The following is an 18,617-nucleotide window of genomic DNA, read 5'->3' on the forward strand; positions in this document are numbered from 1 at the left end:
GCGGGGTTTTGCTCAAAATGTGAGGCAATCAGCAATAAGGGGAGGCAAAGCACCTGTTGGCACCCGCCTCCCCCTACCGGCTGCTTACTTTGAAATAGTTCCCAATCGGAACTTGAAGGAAGCGTCAAGCGTCTTGTCGACGCCGTTCACGCCCTTCGCCGAGATGGCAACCTGGGCACCCTGGAGCAGCGGCAAAGTGGAAATGTCCTTTGCCAGAGCGTTCTGGGCGTCCTTGATGGTGGATTCGCGAGCCGACTTGTCCGTGGTGGTCAGCTGCTTGTTGATCAGGTCGGTCACGGCCTGGTCGTTGAAGTGGTTCTTCAGGAAGCCACCGTTCGGGAAGAACGGGGTCAGGTAGTTGTCGGGGTCGCTGAAGTCAGGGAACCAGCCGAACTGGAACAACGGGTACTCGTCGGCGCGGCTGGCCTTGCTGTAGGTCACCCATTCGGTGGACTGCAGGTTCACCTTGAAGAGGCCCGACTTCTCAAGCTGGTCCTTGATCATGGCGTACTCGTCGCCCGAGGACTTGCCGTAGTGGTCCGGGTTGTACTGAAGGTTCAGGGTGACGACGTCCTTGACACCCGCATCGGAAAGAACCTTCTTGGCTTTGTCCAGGCTCGGCTTTCCGTTGTCGCCGTAGGCATCCTTGAACGACTCGTTGGCGCCCAGGAAGCCGCTGGGGACGTTGGAGTACAGCGGCAGGTATGTGCCCTTGTAGACCTGGTCCGCGATTGCCTGGCGGTCAACGAGGTTGGCCATCGCCTGGCGGACGGCAAGTGCCTTGGCCGGGTCGGCTCCGGCTGCCTTGGCGCCGAACGGCATGGTGTTGAAGTTGAACGTGATGTAGCGGATCTCGCCGCCGGGACCAACGTTGACCTTGACCTTGGAATCCTTCTTGAGGTCGTCGACGTCAGTGGCGCTGAGGCTTCGGTTCGCAACGTCGATGTTGCCCTGCTGGATGTCCAGCTTCATGTTGGTCGGCTCGGCGTAGTACTTGATCGTAGCGGCGTCGTTGGCCGGCTTGCCCAGGACACCCTGGTAGTCAGGGTAGGCCTTGAGGCTGATGAGCTCATTCTTCTTGTAGCTGTCGATCGTGTACTGGCCATAGAACGCCTTGGCCTTGATGATGTCGTCATCCGAAAGAAGCTTGTCGGCTGGGAAGACCTGGTGGTCCACAATCGGCGCGGCCGGGCTGCTAAGGATCTGCGGGAACGTCTGGTCGTTCGCGAGCTTCAGCTTGAAAACGGCGGTGTTGGCGTCCGGGGTGGTGACGCTGTCCAGGTTTTCGAGCAGGCTTGCGGGACCAGCGGGGTCGTTGATCTTGAGCTGCCGGTCAAACGAAAACTTGACGTCGGCGGAGTCCAGCGTGTGGCCGTTGGCCCACTTGAGTCCGGGCTTCAGCTTGACGGTGTACTCGGTGGGCGACGTGAACGACGCCGACGCTGCCAGGTCCGGAACGGGGTCGGCGCTTCCTGGCTTCGAGTTCAGGAGGAAGGAATAGACCTGGTTCATCACCATGAAGGAACCGTTGTCGTACGAGCCTGCGGGATCGAGTGCGGTCACCTTGTCGGTGGTGCCATAAGCGATCGGACCGCTGGCAGCTGAGGAAGCTGAACCGCCGCCGCCCGCCGGGCCCGTGCAGGCCGTCAAAGCGAATACGGAGATGCCCGCGAACGCGATAGCGCTTCGCAAGGCTTTTTTGTTCAATGCCATCAGTGAACTTTCTGTTCGATGGATACGGCGAACCGCCGTCGGTAATTTCTTAGGAGCGCATACTCCTGACTCCACGATTCAATCAGAAGCTTTTTTGGTGAAACGTTTGATTTTGTGAGTTGAGACACAAAATTTACTTTTCTTTTGGCTCGAAGTCGGCTAGGCGGACCGCCCCATGCCGCTCCTGATGTTGGAACGACCCTTGGTTAGCGCTCACAAAATTGTGGCGCTTTTCCCACTGCAGTGCGTTACGAGGCCTAGAGCTCCGCGCGCTGAAGGGACCGGGCGGCGTCGATGGTTGCCTGGCCCAGGACACGGGTGCCTTGGTACAGCACGATGGTCTGCCCGGGGGCCACTCCGCGGAGGGGATCGACGAGGGTAACCACGAGGCCTTCGCGCTCAATGCCGGCCTCGTCGACGTGCCGCTCGACAGATGCCTTGGCGGGAACGGGATCGCCGTGGGCCCGGACCTGGGCGTAGCAATCGAATTCGGCGCCGGTAGCCACCTCGGCGATGGGCAGACCGGCCCAGGACACCTTGATTCCGCGGATCTCGTCGATGGCCAAAAGGGCTTCGGGCCCGACGACCACCTTGTTTTCCTTGGGCCGGATTTCCAGCACGAAGCGCGGCTTGCCGTCGGCGGCAGGGGTGCCCAGCTTGAGGCCACGGCGCTGGCCTACGGTGAAGGCGTTGGCTCCCGGGTGCTCCCCTACCTTGGTTCCCGCCTCGTCCACGATGTCGCCCGTTGTCATGTCGATCTTCTCGGCGAGCCAGCCGGCGGTATCGCCGTCCGGAATGAAGCAGATGTCATGACTGTCAGGCTTGTTCGCGACGGACAGGCCGCGGCGTTCCGCCTCTGCGCGAACCTCGGCCTTGGAGGGAGTCTCTGCCAGCGGGAACATGGAGTGCTTGAGCTGTTCATGGGTCAGGACGCCGAGTACGTAGCTTTGGTCCTTGGCCCAATCGGCTGCGCGGTGGAGTTCAGGATTGCCCTCCGCGTCCTGGATGACCTTGGCGTAGTGGCCCGTGCAGACCGCGTCGAATCCCAGGGCGATGGCCTTCTCCAACAAAGCGGCGAACTTGATCCGCTCGTTGCAGCGCATGCAGGGATTGGGAGTGCGGCCCGCGGCGTATTCATCGATGAAGTCCTGGACAACGTCTTCCTTGAAGCGCTCCGAGAAATCCCAAACATAATAGGGAATCCCCAGTACGTCGCAAGCGCGCCAGGCGTCGCGGGAGTCTTCGATGGTGCAGCAGCCGCGGCTGCCCGTGCGCAGTGTTCCGGGCATGCGGGACAGCGCCAGGTGGACGCCGACGACGTCGTGCCCCGCCTCGACGGCGCGGGCGGCGGCAACGGCGGAGTCGACTCCGCCGCTCATGGCTGCAAGAACTCGCATGCTGGCTTTCTGTTGATGTGTGGGGAGAAGAACTGCGCTAAAGAGACTAAGCGCCCAACTATTCTAGCGCCCGCCGGAATTCCGCCCAAAAATACCTTGACCGCCGTCGCGGACGATTCTAAAGTCAAAACTAACAGTTTTAGATCTGCCTGGGCCCGCGTCCACGCGCACCCGGACTGCCCACGCGAAACGCCCACGCCCCGCGAATCGAGTCACCATGGACACTGAACACATCGTTATTGCAGGCGGCGGGTTGGCCGGCGCCACGGCGGCCAAGACCCTGCGTTCCGAAGGCTTCGACGGCCGCATCACCGTGGTCAGCGCCGAGAATGAGCAGCCCTACTTGCGGCCTCCCCTCTCCAAGGAGTTCCTCCTGGGCAAAGCCGGCGAGGATACCGTCCCGGTGCTGGCGGCCGGCTGGTACGGGGAGAACGACGTCGAGCTCCTCCTTGGCGACCCGGTCGCAACCGCCGATCCTGCCGCCCACACGGTACAGCTGGGATCAGGAACCGAGCTTCGGTTCAACAAGCTCCTGATCGCCACGGGGGCGCAGCCGCGCCGGATTCCGCTCCCCGGTTCCGATCTTGCCGGTGTCATGACATTCCGGACCTTCAATGATTCGCGCAGGCTCAAGGAAGAACTGTCGGTCGGGGGCCGGAATGTGGTGATGATCGGCTCGGGTTGGATCGGCATGGAGCTTGCCGCAGCCGCGAGCAGCTACGGCAACACCGTGACCCTGCTTGGACTGGAAGACGTGCCGCTCAGCATGGCCATTGGCCCCGAACTGGGCGGCTTCTTCCGCAAGCTGCACGAAAAGCACGGCGTGCGGTTCCGGCTCCCCGCGAGCGCCGCGGAAATCAGAGGCACCGGGGGAAAGGCGAGCGCCGTTGTCACCAACTCCGCCGAGGTCCTTCCTGCCGACCTCGTGATGGTGGCCGTCGGCGTGGTTCCGGATACAGCCTTGGCCGAAACCGCCGGGCTGGACATCCGCAACGGAATCGTGGTGGATTCTTCGCTCCGGACCAGCAGTCCGGACGTGTTCGCGGCCGGCGATGTTGCCAACGCCCTCCACCCCTTCACCGGCGATCATCACCGCAGCGAGCACTGGTCCAACGCACTCAACGGAGGTAAGGTCGCCGCGAAAGCGATGCTGGGACAGGACGCAAAGCTCGACGTGGTCCCGTATTTCTACACGGACCAGTTCGACGTCTCAATGGAGTATTGGGGATATCCCACGCTTGCGTCAGGTTCCGTACCCGCCATCCGGGGCACGTTGGAGGAAAACAGCTTCATGGCCTTCTGGCTACGGGACGGCGCCGTCGTGGCGGGCATGAGCGTCAACCAGCAACGGGTCCAGAAGCCGGTCAAGGCACTCATTTCGGGGCGCATTCCGGTAGACGTGGACCGCCTGACTGATCCGGCCGTTCCGCTGGATCAGTTGTTGCCCGGAACCTGATAGGCGGCCGAACCGCCGGCAGAGGCGCTGTCGTAGCCCCGGGCCACAGTAGCTGCAGTCTGGATGCTGGACTCGTGCCCAGCCATTCCGGCAAGCTTCGCCCGGGCATACGCGTCCGGAAGGGCCTTGAGCAGGGCGTCGACGTCGGCGTCGTTTGAAGAGTGGCCCAGGCTGAACCGTTGTGCCCCGCGGGCGGTGTCCTCGTCCAAACCCATGGCAAGCAAGACGTGCGAGGGCCTGGGGACTCCCGCAGTGCAGGCGGATCCGGTGGATGATTCGATGCCCGCGAGGTCCAGCAGGAACAGCAAGGAATCGCCTTCGCAGCCAGGGAACGTGAAATGCGCGTTGCCGGGTAGCCGGGCGTCTCCCGGCGCTCCACGCAACACCGCCTCGGGAATTGCAGCCCGGACACCGTCGATGATCCGGTCCCGCAAAGCACTGATCCGCTCGCGCTCTGCTGCCAGGTTTTGAGCGACCGACTCCGCCGCGGCGGCGAATGCCGCGATCGACGCCGTGTCCAGGGTTCCCGAGCGGACATCACGCTCCTGCCCTCCCCCGTGCTGGACTGGAGTGACCTTGGTGGACCGCCCGAGGAAGAGGGCACCGACGCCCACGGGCCCGCCGATTTTGTGGCTGGAGACCGACATCGCGGCGAGCCCTGTGTCTCGGAAGCTCAGCGGAATCGAGCCGAAAGCCTGGACTGCGTCCGAGTGCACCGGGATGCCGTGGGCGGCAGCGATTTCCACGATCTCCTTGACCGGCTGGATGCTGCCCACCTCGTTATTTGCCCACATGACGGTGACCAGGGCTACCGATCCCGGATCACGCTCGATCTCTGCCCGTACAGCTTCCAGCCGCACGACGCCCTGGGAATCGACGGGGAGCCACACCGCTTCAGCCCCTTCGTGCCGTTCCAGCCATTCGACCGTGTCCTGCACCGCGTGGTGCTCGACGGCGGAGCAAAGGATCCGCTTGCGGCGGCCGTCTTCGTCGTGGCGGGCCCAGTACATCCCCTTGACGGCGAGGTTGTCTGCTTCGGTGCCTCCCGACGTGAAGATGAGTTCTGAGGGGTGCGCCCCGGCTGCTGCCGCAATCGCCTCCCGCGCCTCTTCCACGGATCGCCGGGCACGCCGTCCGGAAGCGTGCAACGATGACGGATTGCCGGTCCGTGCCAGCTCGCGGGTCATGGCGGTGAGGGCGACGGCGGCAAGGGGCGTGGTGGCGGCATGGTCCAAGTAAACAGGCACTACCCAATTCTATCGAGGCAGGTCTATCGAGGCAGGCGGATCCGGGCTTCGGCGGTAGAAGGAGCCTTTCTGGGCCGCTTCGCTAATCGGCCGGACTAATCCGCGGGAAGGATCCTGGCGCAGCAATGGCCTTCGCGGTTGTCATCGGCGATCCGGTCCTCGGCAATTCCGCAGGCGGCCGCCGCTCCGCTCAGGAAGGCGCCGTTCATGGCGCAGACGACGCTGGTGTGGCTTTCGGCCAGCCGGTGGAAGGGGCAATTGGCCAAGGAGTACCCGCCGCCGTCGTCAGCTTCCGGCCTGTAGCCATAGCTCGCCAGGATATCCTCGAAACCAGGTTCCGTACTGCCGGCCTCGCGGCCCCGGGTGTAGGCGGTTTCGAGGAGAGCTTCGCGGGGAGAACCACCCTTCGCCATCAGGTCCTGGATGGCAGTGGCCATCACTTCCCCGGCGAGGTCATAGTTGCGCTCCGGAACCGAGGCGCCGATCTCCTCAATGACGGGCGTGTACAGCTTCGCAGGCCGTCCGGAACCCGGCCCGACCTTGCCCCCGAGCTTGCGGAACTCAACATTCAGGAGCCCGTCACGGACCAGCCGGTCGAGGTGGAAGGAGGCCGTGCTGCGGGGAAGCCCCAGGGCCATCGCGGCGTCGTCGCGACTTACTGCATCGCTTGCGCTGCAGACGTGCTCGTACAAGCGACGCCGGTTGCCGTCGTCGAGGGATGCCAAAGCGGAGAGCCGACGCAGCCAGGGAAGTCCGGTCATGGATCCAGCTTAACTCTAAAATCAACACTCATTGCTTAATCCTTCGGGATTTCAGGCCAACACCCGCAGGGCGCCCGGAACCACGTCGATGTCCAAGGGAAGGAGGCCGATCCGCTCGCCGTCGGCGTAAGCCACCACGTTCTCGGCGGCAAGGCGCACTGAGCGTACCCGGCGGATTTCCACGGCCGGGTGCGAGGTGTGCCGTCCGGAGAAGACCTTCGGGAAGACCGCAAGCAGGCCTAGCCGGGACAGGGGCTTGACCATAAACAGATCCAGCAGCCCGTCGTCGGGCGCGGCATCCGGGACGATGCGCATCCCACCGCCGATCGACTGGCAGTTGGCCACGGAAATCAGCATGGCGCCTTCCTTCGATGTCACGCCGTCGGCCGTCACGGTGTAGTGGATCGCCCGGAACGATCCGAGCTCCCGGAGCATCGCGAGGGTGTAGCGGAGCGTACCGCGGGGCCACCTCCAGGAGTTGGCCCGTTCATTGACCGCGGCGTCGAATCCCGCGGAGACGGCCCCGGCAAACCACATGGTCCGTCCGCCGGTGGTGATGCGGCCTGCGTCGAGTACCCGCCCGCCGTCGGCGAGCGCCGAAATAACGCGGGCACAGGACCCCTCGACATCCTGCAAAGGCAGTCCAAGCATCCGGGCTACGTCGTTTCCCGTGCCCACGGGAACAATCCCGAGCGGCAGGCCGGTCCCGCCGAGTGAATTGACGCCCAAATGGACCATGCCGTCGCCGCCCACCACCACCAAGGCGTCGGCGCCTGCGCTAAGGGCTTCGTCTACCGCTTCCCGCAGGGCGTCCATGCTGTCGCGCCGAAGTACGACGACGGCGAGACCCGCCGCGCGGAGGCAGCGGGCGGCGGCGTCCCCGGCAAGGGCGTGCCGTCCAAACGCAGCGTTGGGATTGACCGCAAGCACGATCCTTCGGCGGGAAGATCCGTTCACCCCATCGGGGCCGGGTCTTGGCGGGTCAAGGGGATGATCGGGTCCGGCCGGGGAGTTCACAGCATGAATCATGCCACCGGCAGGGGCGGTATCCGGGGAACTAAAGCCCGGGCCGCCGTCGTTCTCATGGTGGGCTGGCTAGACTTGCCAAGATCGCCGCTCCGCACCGGGACGGCGGGAAACTTCAGAATCCCACAGAAAGGCCCGTGGTTGGCTCAGGGCAGCAGTTCCCACTATCAGATCCTCCGGGTTCCCGTCACTGCGACGGACAAGGAGATCAAGGTGGCCTACCGGAAGGCTGCGAGGAACGCACACCCGGACCATGGCGGGGATCCTGAGGTCTTTCGACAGGTCACGCTCGCGTACGAGACACTGATTGATCCCAAACGACGCGCGGAGTACGACCGCCGTTACGCGAGCGGCCCGTCGGGCAGGGCGAACCCCTTCCCGGCGCAAAGACCGGATTACGCCGGGGCCGGCGCTGCCGGACCGGAAACCCGCACCACCGCCGGGGTCCACAGGCCGAATACCCCGCGCAACACCGCCGGCGACGCCCCCGTGTACGTCCCGCCCTTCGATGATCCGCATGAGGTGCCCCTGCTCTCCAAGGGCGAGGCCGCGCTGCAGATCCACGGGCTTCCCCGGAAGCGTGGAATCTTCGGTGCCGAAGCGCGCATTCAGCGCGAAATGCGGACAGTCCAGCTCATCAGCCGCCAAATACTTCCTGCCATCCCCTCGGCACGGCTCATCAACGGGCTCCGCTCCCCCTCCGACGACAGCCACATCGATCACGCCCTGCTTGCCGGCTACCGCCTGGCGCTCATCGGATCCATGCTGCTGCCCAAGGGCGCCTATGCCTGGGACGGTGTGGCGCTCAAGCACGGCGGACGTTCGGTGCCACCGCCGCAGCTCGGGCTGATCGTTCGCCACATGCAGGAAATCTTCCCGGAACTGAATGTGACAGCTTGGGTGGTAGTCCACAGCCCGGACGGCAACCCGCACGAACCGGTCATCGACCATTACCGGCGCACGGATGGAGACTTCGGTTCGGTGCAAATCGTCAACGCTTCCGGACTGGCCCGCGGCCTCAAGCAGTTCCTGAGTTCGGGTCCCGCGCCCAACACCGTGGTTGTTCCGGTCCTGGCCCGGCTGCTGCGCGGCATGCACTGAGCCTGCAGGAACAACCCTGTATTTTCGCTGGCTAGGATTGATACGTGTTCCGCATCCTCTTCCACACCCCTGAAATCCCGGGCAACACGGGAAACGCGATCCGGCTCGCCGCCATCACCGGCGCGGAGCTGCACCTTGTGGAGCCGCTGGGCTTCGATTTCTCCGACGCGAAGCTGCGCCGCGCGGGACTTGACTACCACGACCTCGCGGTGGTCACGGTGCACAAGGACATCGAGGCCGCCTGGGCGGCCTTGCAGCCCGAGCGCGTCTTCGCCTTCACGTCCGACGGCGAATCCTCCTACACGGACATTGCCTACGAGGAGGGCGATGTATTGCTGTTCGGCCCCGAGTCCGTCGGGCTTCCGGACTGGCTGAAACAGGACCCACATGTCACGGCCCGCGTCCGGCTCCCCATGCTGCCGTCCCTCCGCTCGCTTAACCTTGCCAATGCCGCCTCCATCGCGGTGTACGAGGCCTGGCGCCAACACGGTTTTGCCGGGGCGAAACTCTAGTCTGCGGGCCCGGCCGCCCGGACATTCGCAAGCTCGCGTCGGCGGGTCACCCATCCAAAGCTCTCCCTGCGCCGAATACCTTGTACAGGCACCAACAGCCTGGGCAGGCAGCTGGCCTGCGTGGCAAGGTGCCGGTGAAGCGACGGCCGCGGAAGGGGCGCAGGTGACTACCCTCAAGACTCGCAGTGCTTCTGGTACTGCCAGGGTCACGGGCAATCTATGCTGGACGGTGATGGATACACCGAATGTGCGAGGCCCCGAGGCCCCCAGCGTGATTGCCGGCTCGAATGCGCAGCTTGCGGAATTGCTGGGGTTGATGGCCGACGGCGATCGCGTCGCCTTCAGCGAGTTCTACCGCCTTACGGCACGGAGGGTCTTCGGCATGGCCAAGCGCGTCCTGGTGGATGCGGGCCTGAGCGAAGATACCACCCAGGAAGTCTTCATCCAGGTCTGGCAGAACGCCGGCAAGTTCAATCCCGAGGCAGGCAGTCCCCTCGCGTGGCTCATGACCATCACCCACCGGCGCGCCATCGACCGTGTCCGCTCGGCCCAGTCCGCCACGGACCGCGAAGCCAAATATGGTGCCGCGAGCCAACTCCTTGACCACGATTCAGTGGAGGAAGAAGCGAGCAGCCGGCTTGAAGCCGAGGCCGTCACCCGTTGCCTCGGCACTCTGACGGAAACGCAATTGGAATCCGTGCGGCTCGCCTACTATGGCGGGCTCACGTACCGGGAGGTCGCTGAACAGCTCGGTGCCGCTATTCCGACCATCAAGTCCCGCATCCGCGATGGACTTCTCCGACTCAAGACTTGCCTGGGGGTGAGCTGACATGACCGAACACGATGACAACAAGCAGAATGCCGGGAAGGAAGGCCTCCGCAGGATGTTCGCCAGCGATATAGCCACCGATCTTGCCGAAGGCCGGGTCCTGGAGCTCGCCGAGATCTATGCCCTCGACGCCTTGAGCGACGCCGAGCGGGCGGAAATCGACAACTACATTGCCACCGCACCTGTTCGCTCAGCGTTCCTTGAGCGGGTCAGGCAGTCACGCGAAACGCTCGCGGCCTCTTTCGCGGACGAGGCCGAACCGCGGCCCGGGCTCTTGGATGACATTCTGCGGCAGCTCCCGCAACAACCGCGCACTGCACAAACCGGCACGGCTTCCGCGCCGTCGTCGGTTCCCGAAGTGCCGGCTGGCCCAGCAGGACACGTTTCCCCGGACGTCGTCGACCTCGCCGCCGCCCGGAACCGGCGTGATCGCCGACGCTTCGGCGGCGTCCGTGGTTGGGTGGCAGCCGCCGCGGCGGCCGCGGTTATTGCGCTTGGCGGTATCGGCGTAGGCGTCTACGTGGCCGGGCAGAACGATCCCGTGAACCAAGTACTGCAGGCGGGCGATGTCCGTCAAGCCACGGTCGACGTCAACGGCGGCGGCACTGCGACCGTGTCCATCTCCAGTTCGAAAAACGCCGTGGTGGTCCGGATGAATGGAGTTCCCGCTCCCCCGGCCGGCAAGGTTTACCAGATGTGGCTTATTCCCAAGGATGGCTCCGACCCTGTCTCCCAGGGACTCATGGACGCCAAGGCCTTGAGCCATCCGGCGGTTGTCTCGGGCATTGCCAGCGCGGCGTCCATCGGCATCACGGTTGAGCCCGTGGGCGGCTCCAAGAAGCCGACGCTCCCGACGGTCGCAGCAGCGCCCCTCACCTAAAGCGAGGGGCCCTGCCCGCATGGGCTCTTAACGGCGGGGCTTGACCTTGACGTAGCGTCAACTTCTACGCTGGACACATGAAGCAGGACAAGGCAGGTACCTGGACCATCTCCGAACTGGCCAAGGCCAGCAAGGTTTCCTCGCGGACCTTGCGCCACTATGACCAACTCGGACTACTGGAGCCTGCCCACACGGGACACAACGGCTACCGGTACTACGGCCAGCCTGAGCTGCTGCGACTGCAGCGGATCCTCCTGCTTCGTGAACTTGGCCTTGGGCTCGAGACCATCGGCGAAGTTCTGGATGGCCAGGCCGATCCCGTGGAGGCACTTGCCGTGCACAGGAACTGGCTGCTGGCCGAGCGCGACCGGCTGGACCGGATGTCCCGGACGGTCGACGCCACTATCGCAGCACTACGTCAAGGAGAAACCATGACCGCGGAGAACATCTTCAAGGATTTCGATAACAACCCCTACGAAGCCGAGGCGCGCGAGCGCTGGGGCGAACGTGCCGTCGACGCGAGCAAGGCCCGGCACTCGGCAATGACAACGGCCCAGAAACAGGCCTTCATGGAAGAGTACGCGGCGCTGAACCAGGATCTCGCCCGCTGCTTCGACGCCGCCCTTCCGGCGGATCACCCGGACGTCCAGGCAGTTGTCGGCCGGCATTACAAGTGGATCTGCGCCAGTTGGACGCCCAACGCTGAATCCTATGTGGGCCTGGGACAGATGTATGTGGACGACCCCCGGTTCACCGCCAATTACGACAAGGTCCGGGTAGGCCTGGCTCCCTACCTGCTCGAAGGCATCAAGGTCTACGCAGCAGAAAAGCTCAGTTAGGTACACCCCAAGAAAAGCACAACGGCGGCCCGTCCCCACTGGAAACACAGGGGACGGGCCGCCGTCGTAGTTACTTCTAAGCAGCCCCGCTAAATGATCAGCGAGAGCACCATGATGAAGCCGAAGCCGACCACCGAGATGAGCGTCTCCATCACCGACCACGTCTTGAACGTCTGACCGACCGTCAGGCCGAAGAGTTCCTTCACGAGCCAGAACCCTGCGTCGTTGACGTGGGACAGGAAGAGCGAGCCTGCGCCGATGGCCAAGGCGAGGAGCGCGGCATGCGTCGGACTCAGGCTGCTTGCCAAAGGAGCCACGATGCCTGCAGCCGTCACGGTGGCAACTGTCGCCGAGCCCGTGGCCAGTCGAAGGGCAACAGCCACGAGGAAGCCCAGGACCAGCACGGACATGTTGGCGCCTTCGGCCCATTTCTTGACCGCGTCACCGACGCCGGCGCCGATGAGGGTCTGCTTGAAACCGCCGCCCGCGCCCACGATCAGCAGGATCGCGGCAATCGGTCCGAGGCTGTTGCCGAGCTTGGTAGTGATCTTGCTTCCGGTGAAGCCGACGGCGTAGCCGAACGTCACCATGGCGGCGAGCACAGCCAAGGTCATCGCGACGAGGGGCTGGCCAATGAAGTCCAGGACGGTGCGGACCATCGGGGCATGGGCGGCGTCGGGCCAGACAATGTCCGCAACGGCCTTCAGGAGCATGAGCACCACCGGGAAAATGATCGTCAGCAAGGTGACAAGGAAGGTCGGTTGGCGCTTGACGTCGCTGAGATCGACGGCGTGCTTGGTGTCGATACCGCCCGCCACCGCGGGGGCATCCACGGGAACCCACCGCGCGGCCAAACGGGAAAACAACGGTCCACAAATGATCACTGTCGGAACGGCCACCAAGAGCCCAAGAGCCAGCGTGGTTCCTAGTTCAGCCTTCACCGCACTGATGGCGATGAGCGGGCCGGGGTGCGGTGGGACCAGGCCGTGCAACACGGACAAACCCGCGAGCGCCGGAATGGCAATGCGCATGAGCTTCATCTGCGAGCGCTGGGTGACCAGGACGATCACCGGAAGGAGCAGGACGAGGCCGATCTCGAAGAACATCGGGAGGCCGATGATGACAGCAACCAAGGTGATCATCCAGACCACCTTGTTGCCGCTGGCTTTCTCCAGCAAGGTGTCCACCACGCGGTTTGCGCCGCCGGAGTCCGCCAGCAGCTTGCCCAGCATGGCGCCGAGGGCAATCAGGAGGCCGACCTCTTTAAGGACGCCGCCCACGCCGTCTTCGAAGTTGCTGACCACCTTGTCGAGGCCGACTCCCGATGCCAGGCCGACGAAGGCCGAACCTAGTACGAGGGACAAGAACGGGTGGACCTTGAATTTGGCGATCAGCAGGACGATCAGCGCAATGCCGATGGCCGCGACCACAAGGAGTTGGGTATCGTGCCCGGTCCAGTTCACGCTGCATCTCCAGTTGTGTGTGCGGTCTGTGCCTCAAGGCCGAGCCGTTCGATGATTTCGTCTGCTTCTTCAGCCGGGGAGGCGGAGACGCACAGCGAGATGTGGTTCTCTTCCTCGGTGGGCGCCTCCAGTGCATCGAACTGGGATTCCAGCAGCGAAGCAGGCATGAAATGCCCGTGGCGCGAAGCCAGCCTGTCGGAAATCTTGTCCTTGCTCCCTTGGAGGAAAACGAACACGACGCCCTCGCCGCGCAGGACATCCCGGTACTGCTTCTTCAAGGCCGAGCACGTGATGATGCCCGGCTTTCCTGCTGCCGTACGTTCCTTGATCCAATCGGCAATGATCTCCAGCCAGGGCCAACGGTCCTCATCGCTGAGTGCGTGCCCCGCCTGCATCTTTGCGACGTTCGCTTCCGGGTGCAGGTCGTCGCCTTCGGCGAGGTCCCACCCCAGCCGGCCAGCCAATACGCCGGCCACTGTCGATTTACCGGAACCGGAGACACCCATGATCACCAATACCGGTTGTTGTGCAGTCTTCGCCATCAAAGTCTGCCTCTCTCAATTAAATATGATTTAAACGAGACTAAGCATATGACACAGGTTACACATCAGCAATTTCAAAAACCGGCGATGGTTTGGGACCCGTTGACTTCCACCACATGGAACGCCTCGGCGCTGCGCCCGCCCGCCATTCCGGCGCGCGAAGCATTGTGCCGGAGCATGCCCCGCACACCCCGTTCCATGCCCTCCAGATCGGGGTGCTGGCTCGCATGGATCCGGATGGCAGCCAGTTTCGCGTCGATGTGGTCGGTGACATCCACGAAATAGTTCTCACGGGTTTCGGGACCGGCGAAGAGCCACAGCCAAGGCAGCTTGAAAGCCTCGAGGCCGGCTTCCGCCAGTTCCGGGTAGGCGAAGGGGTTCTCCACCGCGGGGTACACAGCCCGGGTCACGATCTCCCCGACGGCGAGGTGGTCGGGATGGCTCTTCTGGATCCTGTCCCAGTTGCGTTCCGGGTGCATGGCCAGCACGATGTCGGGGCGGATTTCGCGGATGAGCTTCACCACTTGCTTGATGACCCCATGCGTGGGTTCCAGGTAGCCATCGCGCTCATGGAGGTAGTGCACATCCGTCACGCCGACGAGGGCGGCGGCTTGCCTCTGTTCCTCTGCGCGCATGGAAATGATCTCCTCGCGGTGGGCAGGATCGAAACCTCCGGCGTCGCCGTCGGTCATGACGCAGTAGCTGACCTCGACGCCGGCAGCGGTCCAGGCAGCGATGGTGCCGGCCGCGCCGAAGTCAATGTCGTCCGGATGGGCGGTAAAACAAAGCACCCGCTCGACGCGCTCCGTGGAGGCGTTGAACGGGCTCTTTGCTGACGTGGCGTCAGAAGACAAAGGGATCAGCCTTTCCGCTTTTTGATCTCTTCGGTGGCCTGCGGAACAACCTTGAAGAGGTCACCGACGATGCCGAAGTCTGCGATTTCGAAGATCGGCGATTCAGCATCCTTGTTGATCGCGACGATGACCTTGGAGGTCTGCATCCCGGCCTTCTGCTGGATCGCTCCGGAGATGCCCGCCGAAATGTAGAGCTGCGGGGACACGGTCTTGCCCGTCTGGCCAACCTGGTAGTCATGGCCGATCCAGCCTGCATCCGTGGCGGCGCGGGAAGCCCCGAGTGCACCGCCCAGCACATCAGCCAGCTCTTCCAAAGGACCGAAGTCGCCGTCGACGCCGCGTCCGCCGGCAACCACGATCCGGGCTTCGGTGAGCTCGGGACGGCCGCTAACCGGCTTTTCTGCACGCCCGGTGACCCGTGCGGCATTCGCGGTGGCATCGGCCGGGACGTCGATAGTGGCGGTTTCGGGCGTGCTTGCCGCGGCCGGGGTCCCGACGTCGACGCTGTTCGGCTTGATTGTGAGCACGGCGACGGCGGTGCGCGCCTTGGCCGTGGTGGTGTACGAGCCTGCCAGGACCGACTTGTGGGCCGTGCCGTCGGCGTCGACGCCCACGACATCGGTGATGACCCCGGCGTTGAGCTTCACGCCAAGACGGGCCGCAATTTCCTTACCGTCGGCGGTGTTCTCCAGAAGGACGGTCCCGGCCCCGGAGGCCGCAACGACTGCGGCGAGATATGCGGCTTTCGGCGCGACCAGGTAATCGTCCAGGTCCGTAGCGGACGGGCGGTAGAGAGCCGAGGCTCCTTGGGCACCCAGGGCGGCCACGACGTCGTCGTGCAGCTCGCCGTTGACGGCGACCACAACATCCCCGAGGGAACGCGCGATCGTCAGGAGTTCCAGGCTGCTCTTCTTGAGCGCCGCGCCCGGGTTGTCAATGAATACAAGTGCTTTTGCCATGTGTCGGAATCCTCTTAGAGCAGCTTCTGGGCGGCCAGGAACTCAACCAGCTTGATGCCGGCGTCGCCTTCGTCGGTGATGATGGTGCCGGCAGTGCGCGGCGGCCGCGCCTCAGCGGTCTCGACGGCGGTCAGCGAACCCGCGGCGCCCACCTGCGCGGCGTCGACGCCGATATCGGCCAGGGTGAGTGCCGTGATTTTCTTCTTCTTGGCTGCAAGGATGCCCTTGAAGTTGGGGTATCGCGGCTCGTTGATCTGGTCAGTCACGGATACCAGCGCGGGCAAGCTTGCCTCCACGGTGTCCGCGTGGGCGTCACCGTCACGTCGCGCTACGATGCGTTCGCCGTTCACCTCCAGGGAGGAGGCGAAAGTGACTTGCGGGAGTCCGAGCCGCTCAGCGAGCTGGGCCGGAACCAAGGACGTTTCGCCGTCGGTCGAAGCCATGCCCGTCAGGACGAGGTCCACGGGCGAATCGGCGCCAAGATGCCGGATCGCCGCTGCGAGAGCCAGCGATGTGGCGGCGGCATCGGAACCGGCCAACGCGTCATCGCTCAAATGCGCTCCCGAGGAGGCACCGATCTGCAAGGACTTCTTGACGGCGTTCACGGCACCGGCGGGACCCATGCTCAAGGCGATGACCTCGTTGCCGGCCTTCGCGCCTCCGCGGGCTTCGCTTAGCTGCAGCGCGGCTTCAAGCGCATACTCGTCCAGTTCGGACAGAATGCTCTCGTCGCGGTCCACGGTGTTGCCCGGGCCGGTGAGGTGTCGGTCGAACTGCGCGTCCGGGACGTGCTTGACCAGAACAACAATCTTCAATGTATCTCCCACTGTGTTCGAGGCAGCCTTCCATACTCGGGGATGGCCAGCAACTAGGCGCATGGCCAAGAGTGCCCGGCGTACGGGCTCGTCCTAGCTAAGCATATTGCGGAACAAGTCGGACAACCGCGCCGCGTTAACTCCTGTTTCGTGGATCGCCCCGCTTGCGGCAGCAAGGGCACACAACGACGGCGGGCCGCACCGCATGTGGTGCCGCCCGCCGTCGTCGACTGATTGTTGGTTTCCGTGCTGGAATCCGCTGCTGTTGCCGCTGCTACAACGCAGCTGTTACGGTGCGGCATCCAAGGTCACGTCGAGCTCCTGCGACTGGCCGCTGCGCTGGACGGTCACCTTGACCGTTGCGCCTGCCGGCTGCTCCCGGACAGCCGCAGTGAGCTGCTCTGGATCGGTGATGTCTATGCCCGCGAACTTCGTCACGACGTCGCCCACCTTGAGTCCGGCCTTCTCAGCTGCCGAGCCCTTGGTAACAGCCGCAACCTGCGCGCCCACCGAGAACCCGGAGCTGCTGCCTGTTGCCGACTTAGGCTGCACGCTGACGCCGAACTGCCCGTGGGTGGCCTTGCCGTTCTTGATGAGTTCCTGCGCAATACGCTTCGCGTTGTTGATCGGGATGCTGAAGCCCACACCAATGTTGCCGCTGGACGAAGACGAAGAACTGCTGCTGCCGGCAGAAGCGATTGCCACGTTGACGCCGATGATCTCGCCCTTGGTGTTGACGAGCGCTCCACCCGAGTTGCCCGGGTTGATCGGCGCGTCGGTCTGGATCACGTTGAGCGAAACGGTGCCCTGGCCCGCACTGCTCTGGCTCTGGCCACCACCTGGAGGGGCGAATTGGAATCCGCCCTGGCCGCCATTTTGCGAATTGTCCGAGCCACCGTTGGGAACAGCCGAGGACGCCACGCTGATGGTGCGGTTGAGCGTGGACACGATGCCGTCGGTGACCGTGCCGGGCAGGCCGAGCGGAGCGCCGATGGCGATGGCGTTGTCTCCGACATTGATCTTGCTGGAATCACCCAGGGTGGCCGGCACGAGGCCGGAGGCGTTGTCAACCTTGATGATGGCGAGGTCCGAAAGCGGGTCCGTACCCACTACCGTCGCCTTCAGCACACGTCCATCGCTCAGCCGCACTTCAATGGCGGCATTGGCGCTGGCACCGTCTAGGGTCACCACGTGGGTGTTCGTCAGGATGTGGCCCTGGTCGTCGAGGATGATGCCCGAACCAGTGCCGCCCGTGCTTCCGCTCGAAGCCATGATGGTCACGACGCTCGGCGAAGCCTTGGCCGCCGCTGCGGTGATGGCGTTGACATTGTCCGTGTTGTTGACAATCACGGTTCCCGTCTGGCCGCTTGTGGCCGCCGCCGGGGTCCGGCTGCTGAGCAATTGATCGCTGGCGGCCACCACCCCTCCGCCCACGAGACCGGCTGCCAGGATACAGGCCACCAAGGTCCCGACGCCGAAGACCGGCTTGCGTTTCGGGCTGGCCGCCGGACCGCCCGGGTGGGCCGGGAACTGCTGCGTGGGATAGTGCTGCGAAGGGTTCGGTCCCCCGTAGAAAGGCTGGTGCTGCGGGTAGGGGTGCTGCGGTCCCGCGCTGTGCTGGGGCGCGCCGTTCTGTGGCGCACCGTTCTGGGGAGCGCTGTGCTGTGCCTGGATCTGCTCGGTGGCGTTTTCGGCCCGGCTTTGGGGCCACGGTGCCGGGGCTACCGGGCCCTGCGCCGTGTGATCCGGCTGCGCGGGGTGTTCGGGCTGCGCCGTGTGATCCGGCTGCGCGGGGTGTTCGGGCTTCGCGGGGTGTTCGGGCTTCGCCGTGAAATCCTGACCCGGCTGGTATGCCGGCAGCGGGGCCGTAGGCTGGGAATTGGCTTGCTTGTCCGCCTCCGCCTGGCCGGCGCCCTCAGGACCATGGTTCTCGGGGCCATTGTTCTCAGGCGCGGCGCCCTGTGCTGGGTTCTCCGTCATGGGACTTCCTTTCTTCCTCGTCCCCTTAACTATCGTCGCTCTTGCTGGATCAAGAGTCGACGTTCGCTGGGAGCTTGCTGAACGCCGTCACCGGAATGGCCCTGTGCCCTCGAATGGCGCCGACTAGCCCCTCAACGCTGGAGAAGGGAGGATCTCTCCCCGTTTCGCTGGCGGCATATTTGCCGCTGTGGACGCTCCAAAAGGTGCACCATAGTATCAAGTGGAATTGCCACAGCGACCTGC

The 18,617-nt window shown here is 64.2% G+C and carries 17 protein-coding genes; 6 read left to right on the forward strand and 11 right to left on the reverse strand.

All coding sequences use genetic code 11. The features are described from left to right. Positions 1–84: 84 nt before the first annotated feature. Positions 85–1,713, reverse strand: a complete 1,629-nt coding sequence (locus LFT47_RS14805; protein WP_236811925.1) for an ABC transporter substrate-binding protein — start codon at positions 1,711–1,713, stop codon at positions 85–87. A gap of 257 nt (positions 1,714–1,970) precedes the next feature. Continuing rightward, positions 1,971–3,092 carry a tRNA 2-thiouridine(34) synthase MnmA gene (gene mnmA, locus LFT47_RS14810; protein WP_236818609.1) on the reverse strand — a complete coding sequence of 374 codons (1,122 nt, stop codon included), beginning with the start codon at positions 3,090–3,092 and terminating at the stop codon, positions 1,971–1,973. 235 nt (positions 3,093–3,327) lie between these two features. On the opposite strand from mnmA, the gene LFT47_RS14815 reads away from it, so the two are divergent. Next, positions 3,328–4,566, forward strand: a complete 1,239-nt coding sequence (locus tag LFT47_RS14815; protein WP_236811926.1) for an NAD(P)/FAD-dependent oxidoreductase — start codon at positions 3,328–3,330, stop codon at positions 4,564–4,566. Here the strand turns inward: LFT47_RS14815 and LFT47_RS14820 are convergent. The 3 genes from LFT47_RS14820 to LFT47_RS14830 all read right to left on the reverse strand — a co-directional run bounded on the left by LFT47_RS14820 (position 4,545) and on the right by LFT47_RS14830 (position 7,504). Further along, positions 4,545–5,813: a cysteine desulfurase family protein gene (locus LFT47_RS14820; protein WP_236811928.1), complete on the reverse strand. Its 1,269-nt coding sequence runs from the start codon at positions 5,811–5,813 to the stop codon at positions 4,545–4,547. The two genes, LFT47_RS14815 and LFT47_RS14820, sit on opposite strands and share 22 nt — an antisense overlap. Before the next feature lie 95 nt (positions 5,814–5,908). Continuing rightward, positions 5,909–6,574 (reverse strand): helix-turn-helix transcriptional regulator, encoded by a 666-nt coding sequence (locus LFT47_RS14825; RefSeq protein ID WP_236811930.1) that lies wholly within the window; start codon positions 6,572–6,574, stop codon positions 5,909–5,911. A 51-nt stretch (positions 6,575–6,625) separates the two neighbouring features. Beyond that, the gene (locus tag LFT47_RS14830; protein WP_236811932.1) at positions 6,626–7,504 is read right to left on the reverse strand and encodes a diacylglycerol/lipid kinase family protein; all 879 of its coding nucleotides are present in this window, start codon (positions 7,502–7,504) and stop codon (positions 6,626–6,628) included. 237 nt (positions 7,505–7,741) lie between these two features. On the opposite strand from LFT47_RS14830, the gene LFT47_RS14835 reads away from it, so the two are divergent. The 5 genes from LFT47_RS14835 (at position 7,742) to LFT47_RS14855 (ending at position 11,761) form a co-directional block, all read left to right on the forward strand. Beyond that, entirely contained in the window at positions 7,742–8,701 is a 960-nt protein-coding gene (locus tag LFT47_RS14835; protein WP_236818611.1) for a J domain-containing protein, read from the forward strand. 44 nt (positions 8,702–8,745) lie between these two features. Beyond that, positions 8,746–9,213 carry a tRNA (cytidine(34)-2'-O)-methyltransferase gene (locus LFT47_RS14840; RefSeq protein WP_236811934.1) on the forward strand — a complete coding sequence of 156 codons (468 nt, stop codon included), beginning with the start codon at positions 8,746–8,748 and terminating at the stop codon, positions 9,211–9,213. Positions 9,214–9,445: 232 nt separating this feature from the next. Then, complete coding sequence (gene sigK, locus LFT47_RS14845) at positions 9,446–10,042, forward strand: ECF RNA polymerase sigma factor SigK (RefSeq protein WP_236811936.1); 597 nt, start codon at positions 9,446–9,448, stop codon at positions 10,040–10,042. Position 10,043: 1 nt separating this feature from the next. After that, positions 10,044–10,922, forward strand: coding sequence for an anti-sigma factor (locus LFT47_RS14850; protein WP_236811938.1), 879 nt, complete (start codon positions 10,044–10,046; stop codon positions 10,920–10,922). A 77-nt stretch (positions 10,923–10,999) separates the two neighbouring features. Next, positions 11,000–11,761: a MerR family transcriptional regulator gene (locus LFT47_RS14855; RefSeq protein ID WP_236811940.1), complete on the forward strand. Its 762-nt coding sequence runs from the start codon at positions 11,000–11,002 to the stop codon at positions 11,759–11,761. A gap of 89 nt (positions 11,762–11,850) precedes the next feature. Here the strand turns inward: LFT47_RS14855 and LFT47_RS14860 are convergent, their stop codons facing one another. From LFT47_RS14860 to LFT47_RS14885, 6 genes are all read right to left on the reverse strand, one after another. Beyond that, complete coding sequence (locus tag LFT47_RS14860; RefSeq protein WP_236811942.1) at positions 11,851–13,224, reverse strand: GntT/GntP/DsdX family permease; 1,374 nt, start codon at positions 13,222–13,224, stop codon at positions 11,851–11,853. Beyond that, the gene (locus tag LFT47_RS14865; RefSeq protein ID WP_236811944.1) at positions 13,221–13,766 is read right to left on the reverse strand and encodes a gluconokinase; all 546 of its coding nucleotides are present in this window, start codon (positions 13,764–13,766) and stop codon (positions 13,221–13,223) included. Before LFT47_RS14865 ends, LFT47_RS14860 begins: the two co-directional genes overlap by 4 nt. A gap of 74 nt (positions 13,767–13,840) precedes the next feature. Then, complete coding sequence (locus tag LFT47_RS14870; RefSeq protein ID WP_236811946.1) at positions 13,841–14,620, reverse strand: PIG-L deacetylase family protein; 780 nt, start codon at positions 14,618–14,620, stop codon at positions 13,841–13,843. Between the two features lie 5 nt (positions 14,621–14,625). Continuing rightward, on the reverse strand, positions 14,626–15,579 hold the full coding sequence (locus LFT47_RS14875) for an electron transfer flavoprotein subunit alpha/FixB family protein (protein ID WP_236811947.1): 954 nt from the start codon (positions 15,577–15,579) through the stop codon (positions 14,626–14,628). A gap of 14 nt (positions 15,580–15,593) precedes the next feature. Then, on the reverse strand, positions 15,594–16,394 hold the full coding sequence (locus LFT47_RS14880; RefSeq protein WP_236811948.1) for an electron transfer flavoprotein subunit beta/FixA family protein: 801 nt from the start codon (positions 16,392–16,394) through the stop codon (positions 15,594–15,596). Between the two features lie 288 nt (positions 16,395–16,682). After that, positions 16,683–18,374: a S1C family serine protease gene (locus LFT47_RS14885; protein WP_236811949.1), complete on the reverse strand. Its 1,692-nt coding sequence runs from the start codon at positions 18,372–18,374 to the stop codon at positions 16,683–16,685. Positions 18,375–18,617 lie beyond the last annotated feature (243 nt).

The organism is Arthrobacter sp. FW306-2-2C-D06B, from assembly GCF_021789175.1.
GTDB lineage: Bacteria > Actinomycetota > Actinomycetes > Actinomycetales > Micrococcaceae > Arthrobacter.

What these genes read in the sequence shown, in the direction of transcription:
- LFT47_RS14805 (WP_236811925.1), bottom strand. Translation starts at nt 1,713, where the DNA reads ATGGCATTGAACAAAAAAGCCTTGCGAAGCGCTATCGCGTTCGCGGGC.
- mnmA (WP_236818609.1), bottom strand. Translation starts at nt 3,092, where the DNA reads ATGAGCGGCGGAGTCGACTCCGCCGTTGCCGCCGCCCGCGCCGTCGAG.
- LFT47_RS14815 (WP_236811926.1), top strand. Translation starts at nt 3,328, where the DNA reads ATGGACACTGAACACATCGTTATTGCAGGCGGCGGGTTGGCCGGCGCC.
- LFT47_RS14825 (WP_236811930.1), bottom strand. Translation starts at nt 6,574, where the DNA reads ATGACCGGACTTCCCTGGCTGCGTCGGCTCTCCGCTTTGGCATCCCTC.
- sigK (WP_236811936.1), top strand. Translation starts at nt 9,446, where the DNA reads ATGGATACACCGAATGTGCGAGGCCCCGAGGCCCCCAGCGTGATTGCC.
- LFT47_RS14850 (WP_236811938.1), top strand. Translation starts at nt 10,044, where the DNA reads ATGACCGAACACGATGACAACAAGCAGAATGCCGGGAAGGAAGGCCTC.
- LFT47_RS14855 (WP_236811940.1), top strand. Translation starts at nt 11,000, where the DNA reads ATGAAGCAGGACAAGGCAGGTACCTGGACCATCTCCGAACTGGCCAAG.
- LFT47_RS14865 (WP_236811944.1), bottom strand. Translation starts at nt 13,766, where the DNA reads ATGGCGAAGACTGCACAACAACCGGTATTGGTGATCATGGGTGTCTCC.
- LFT47_RS14875 (WP_236811947.1), bottom strand. Translation starts at nt 15,579, where the DNA reads ATGGCAAAAGCACTTGTATTCATTGACAACCCGGGCGCGGCGCTCAAG.
- LFT47_RS14885 (WP_236811949.1), bottom strand. Translation starts at nt 18,374, where the DNA reads ATGACGGAGAACCCAGCACAGGGCGCCGCGCCTGAGAACAATGGCCCC.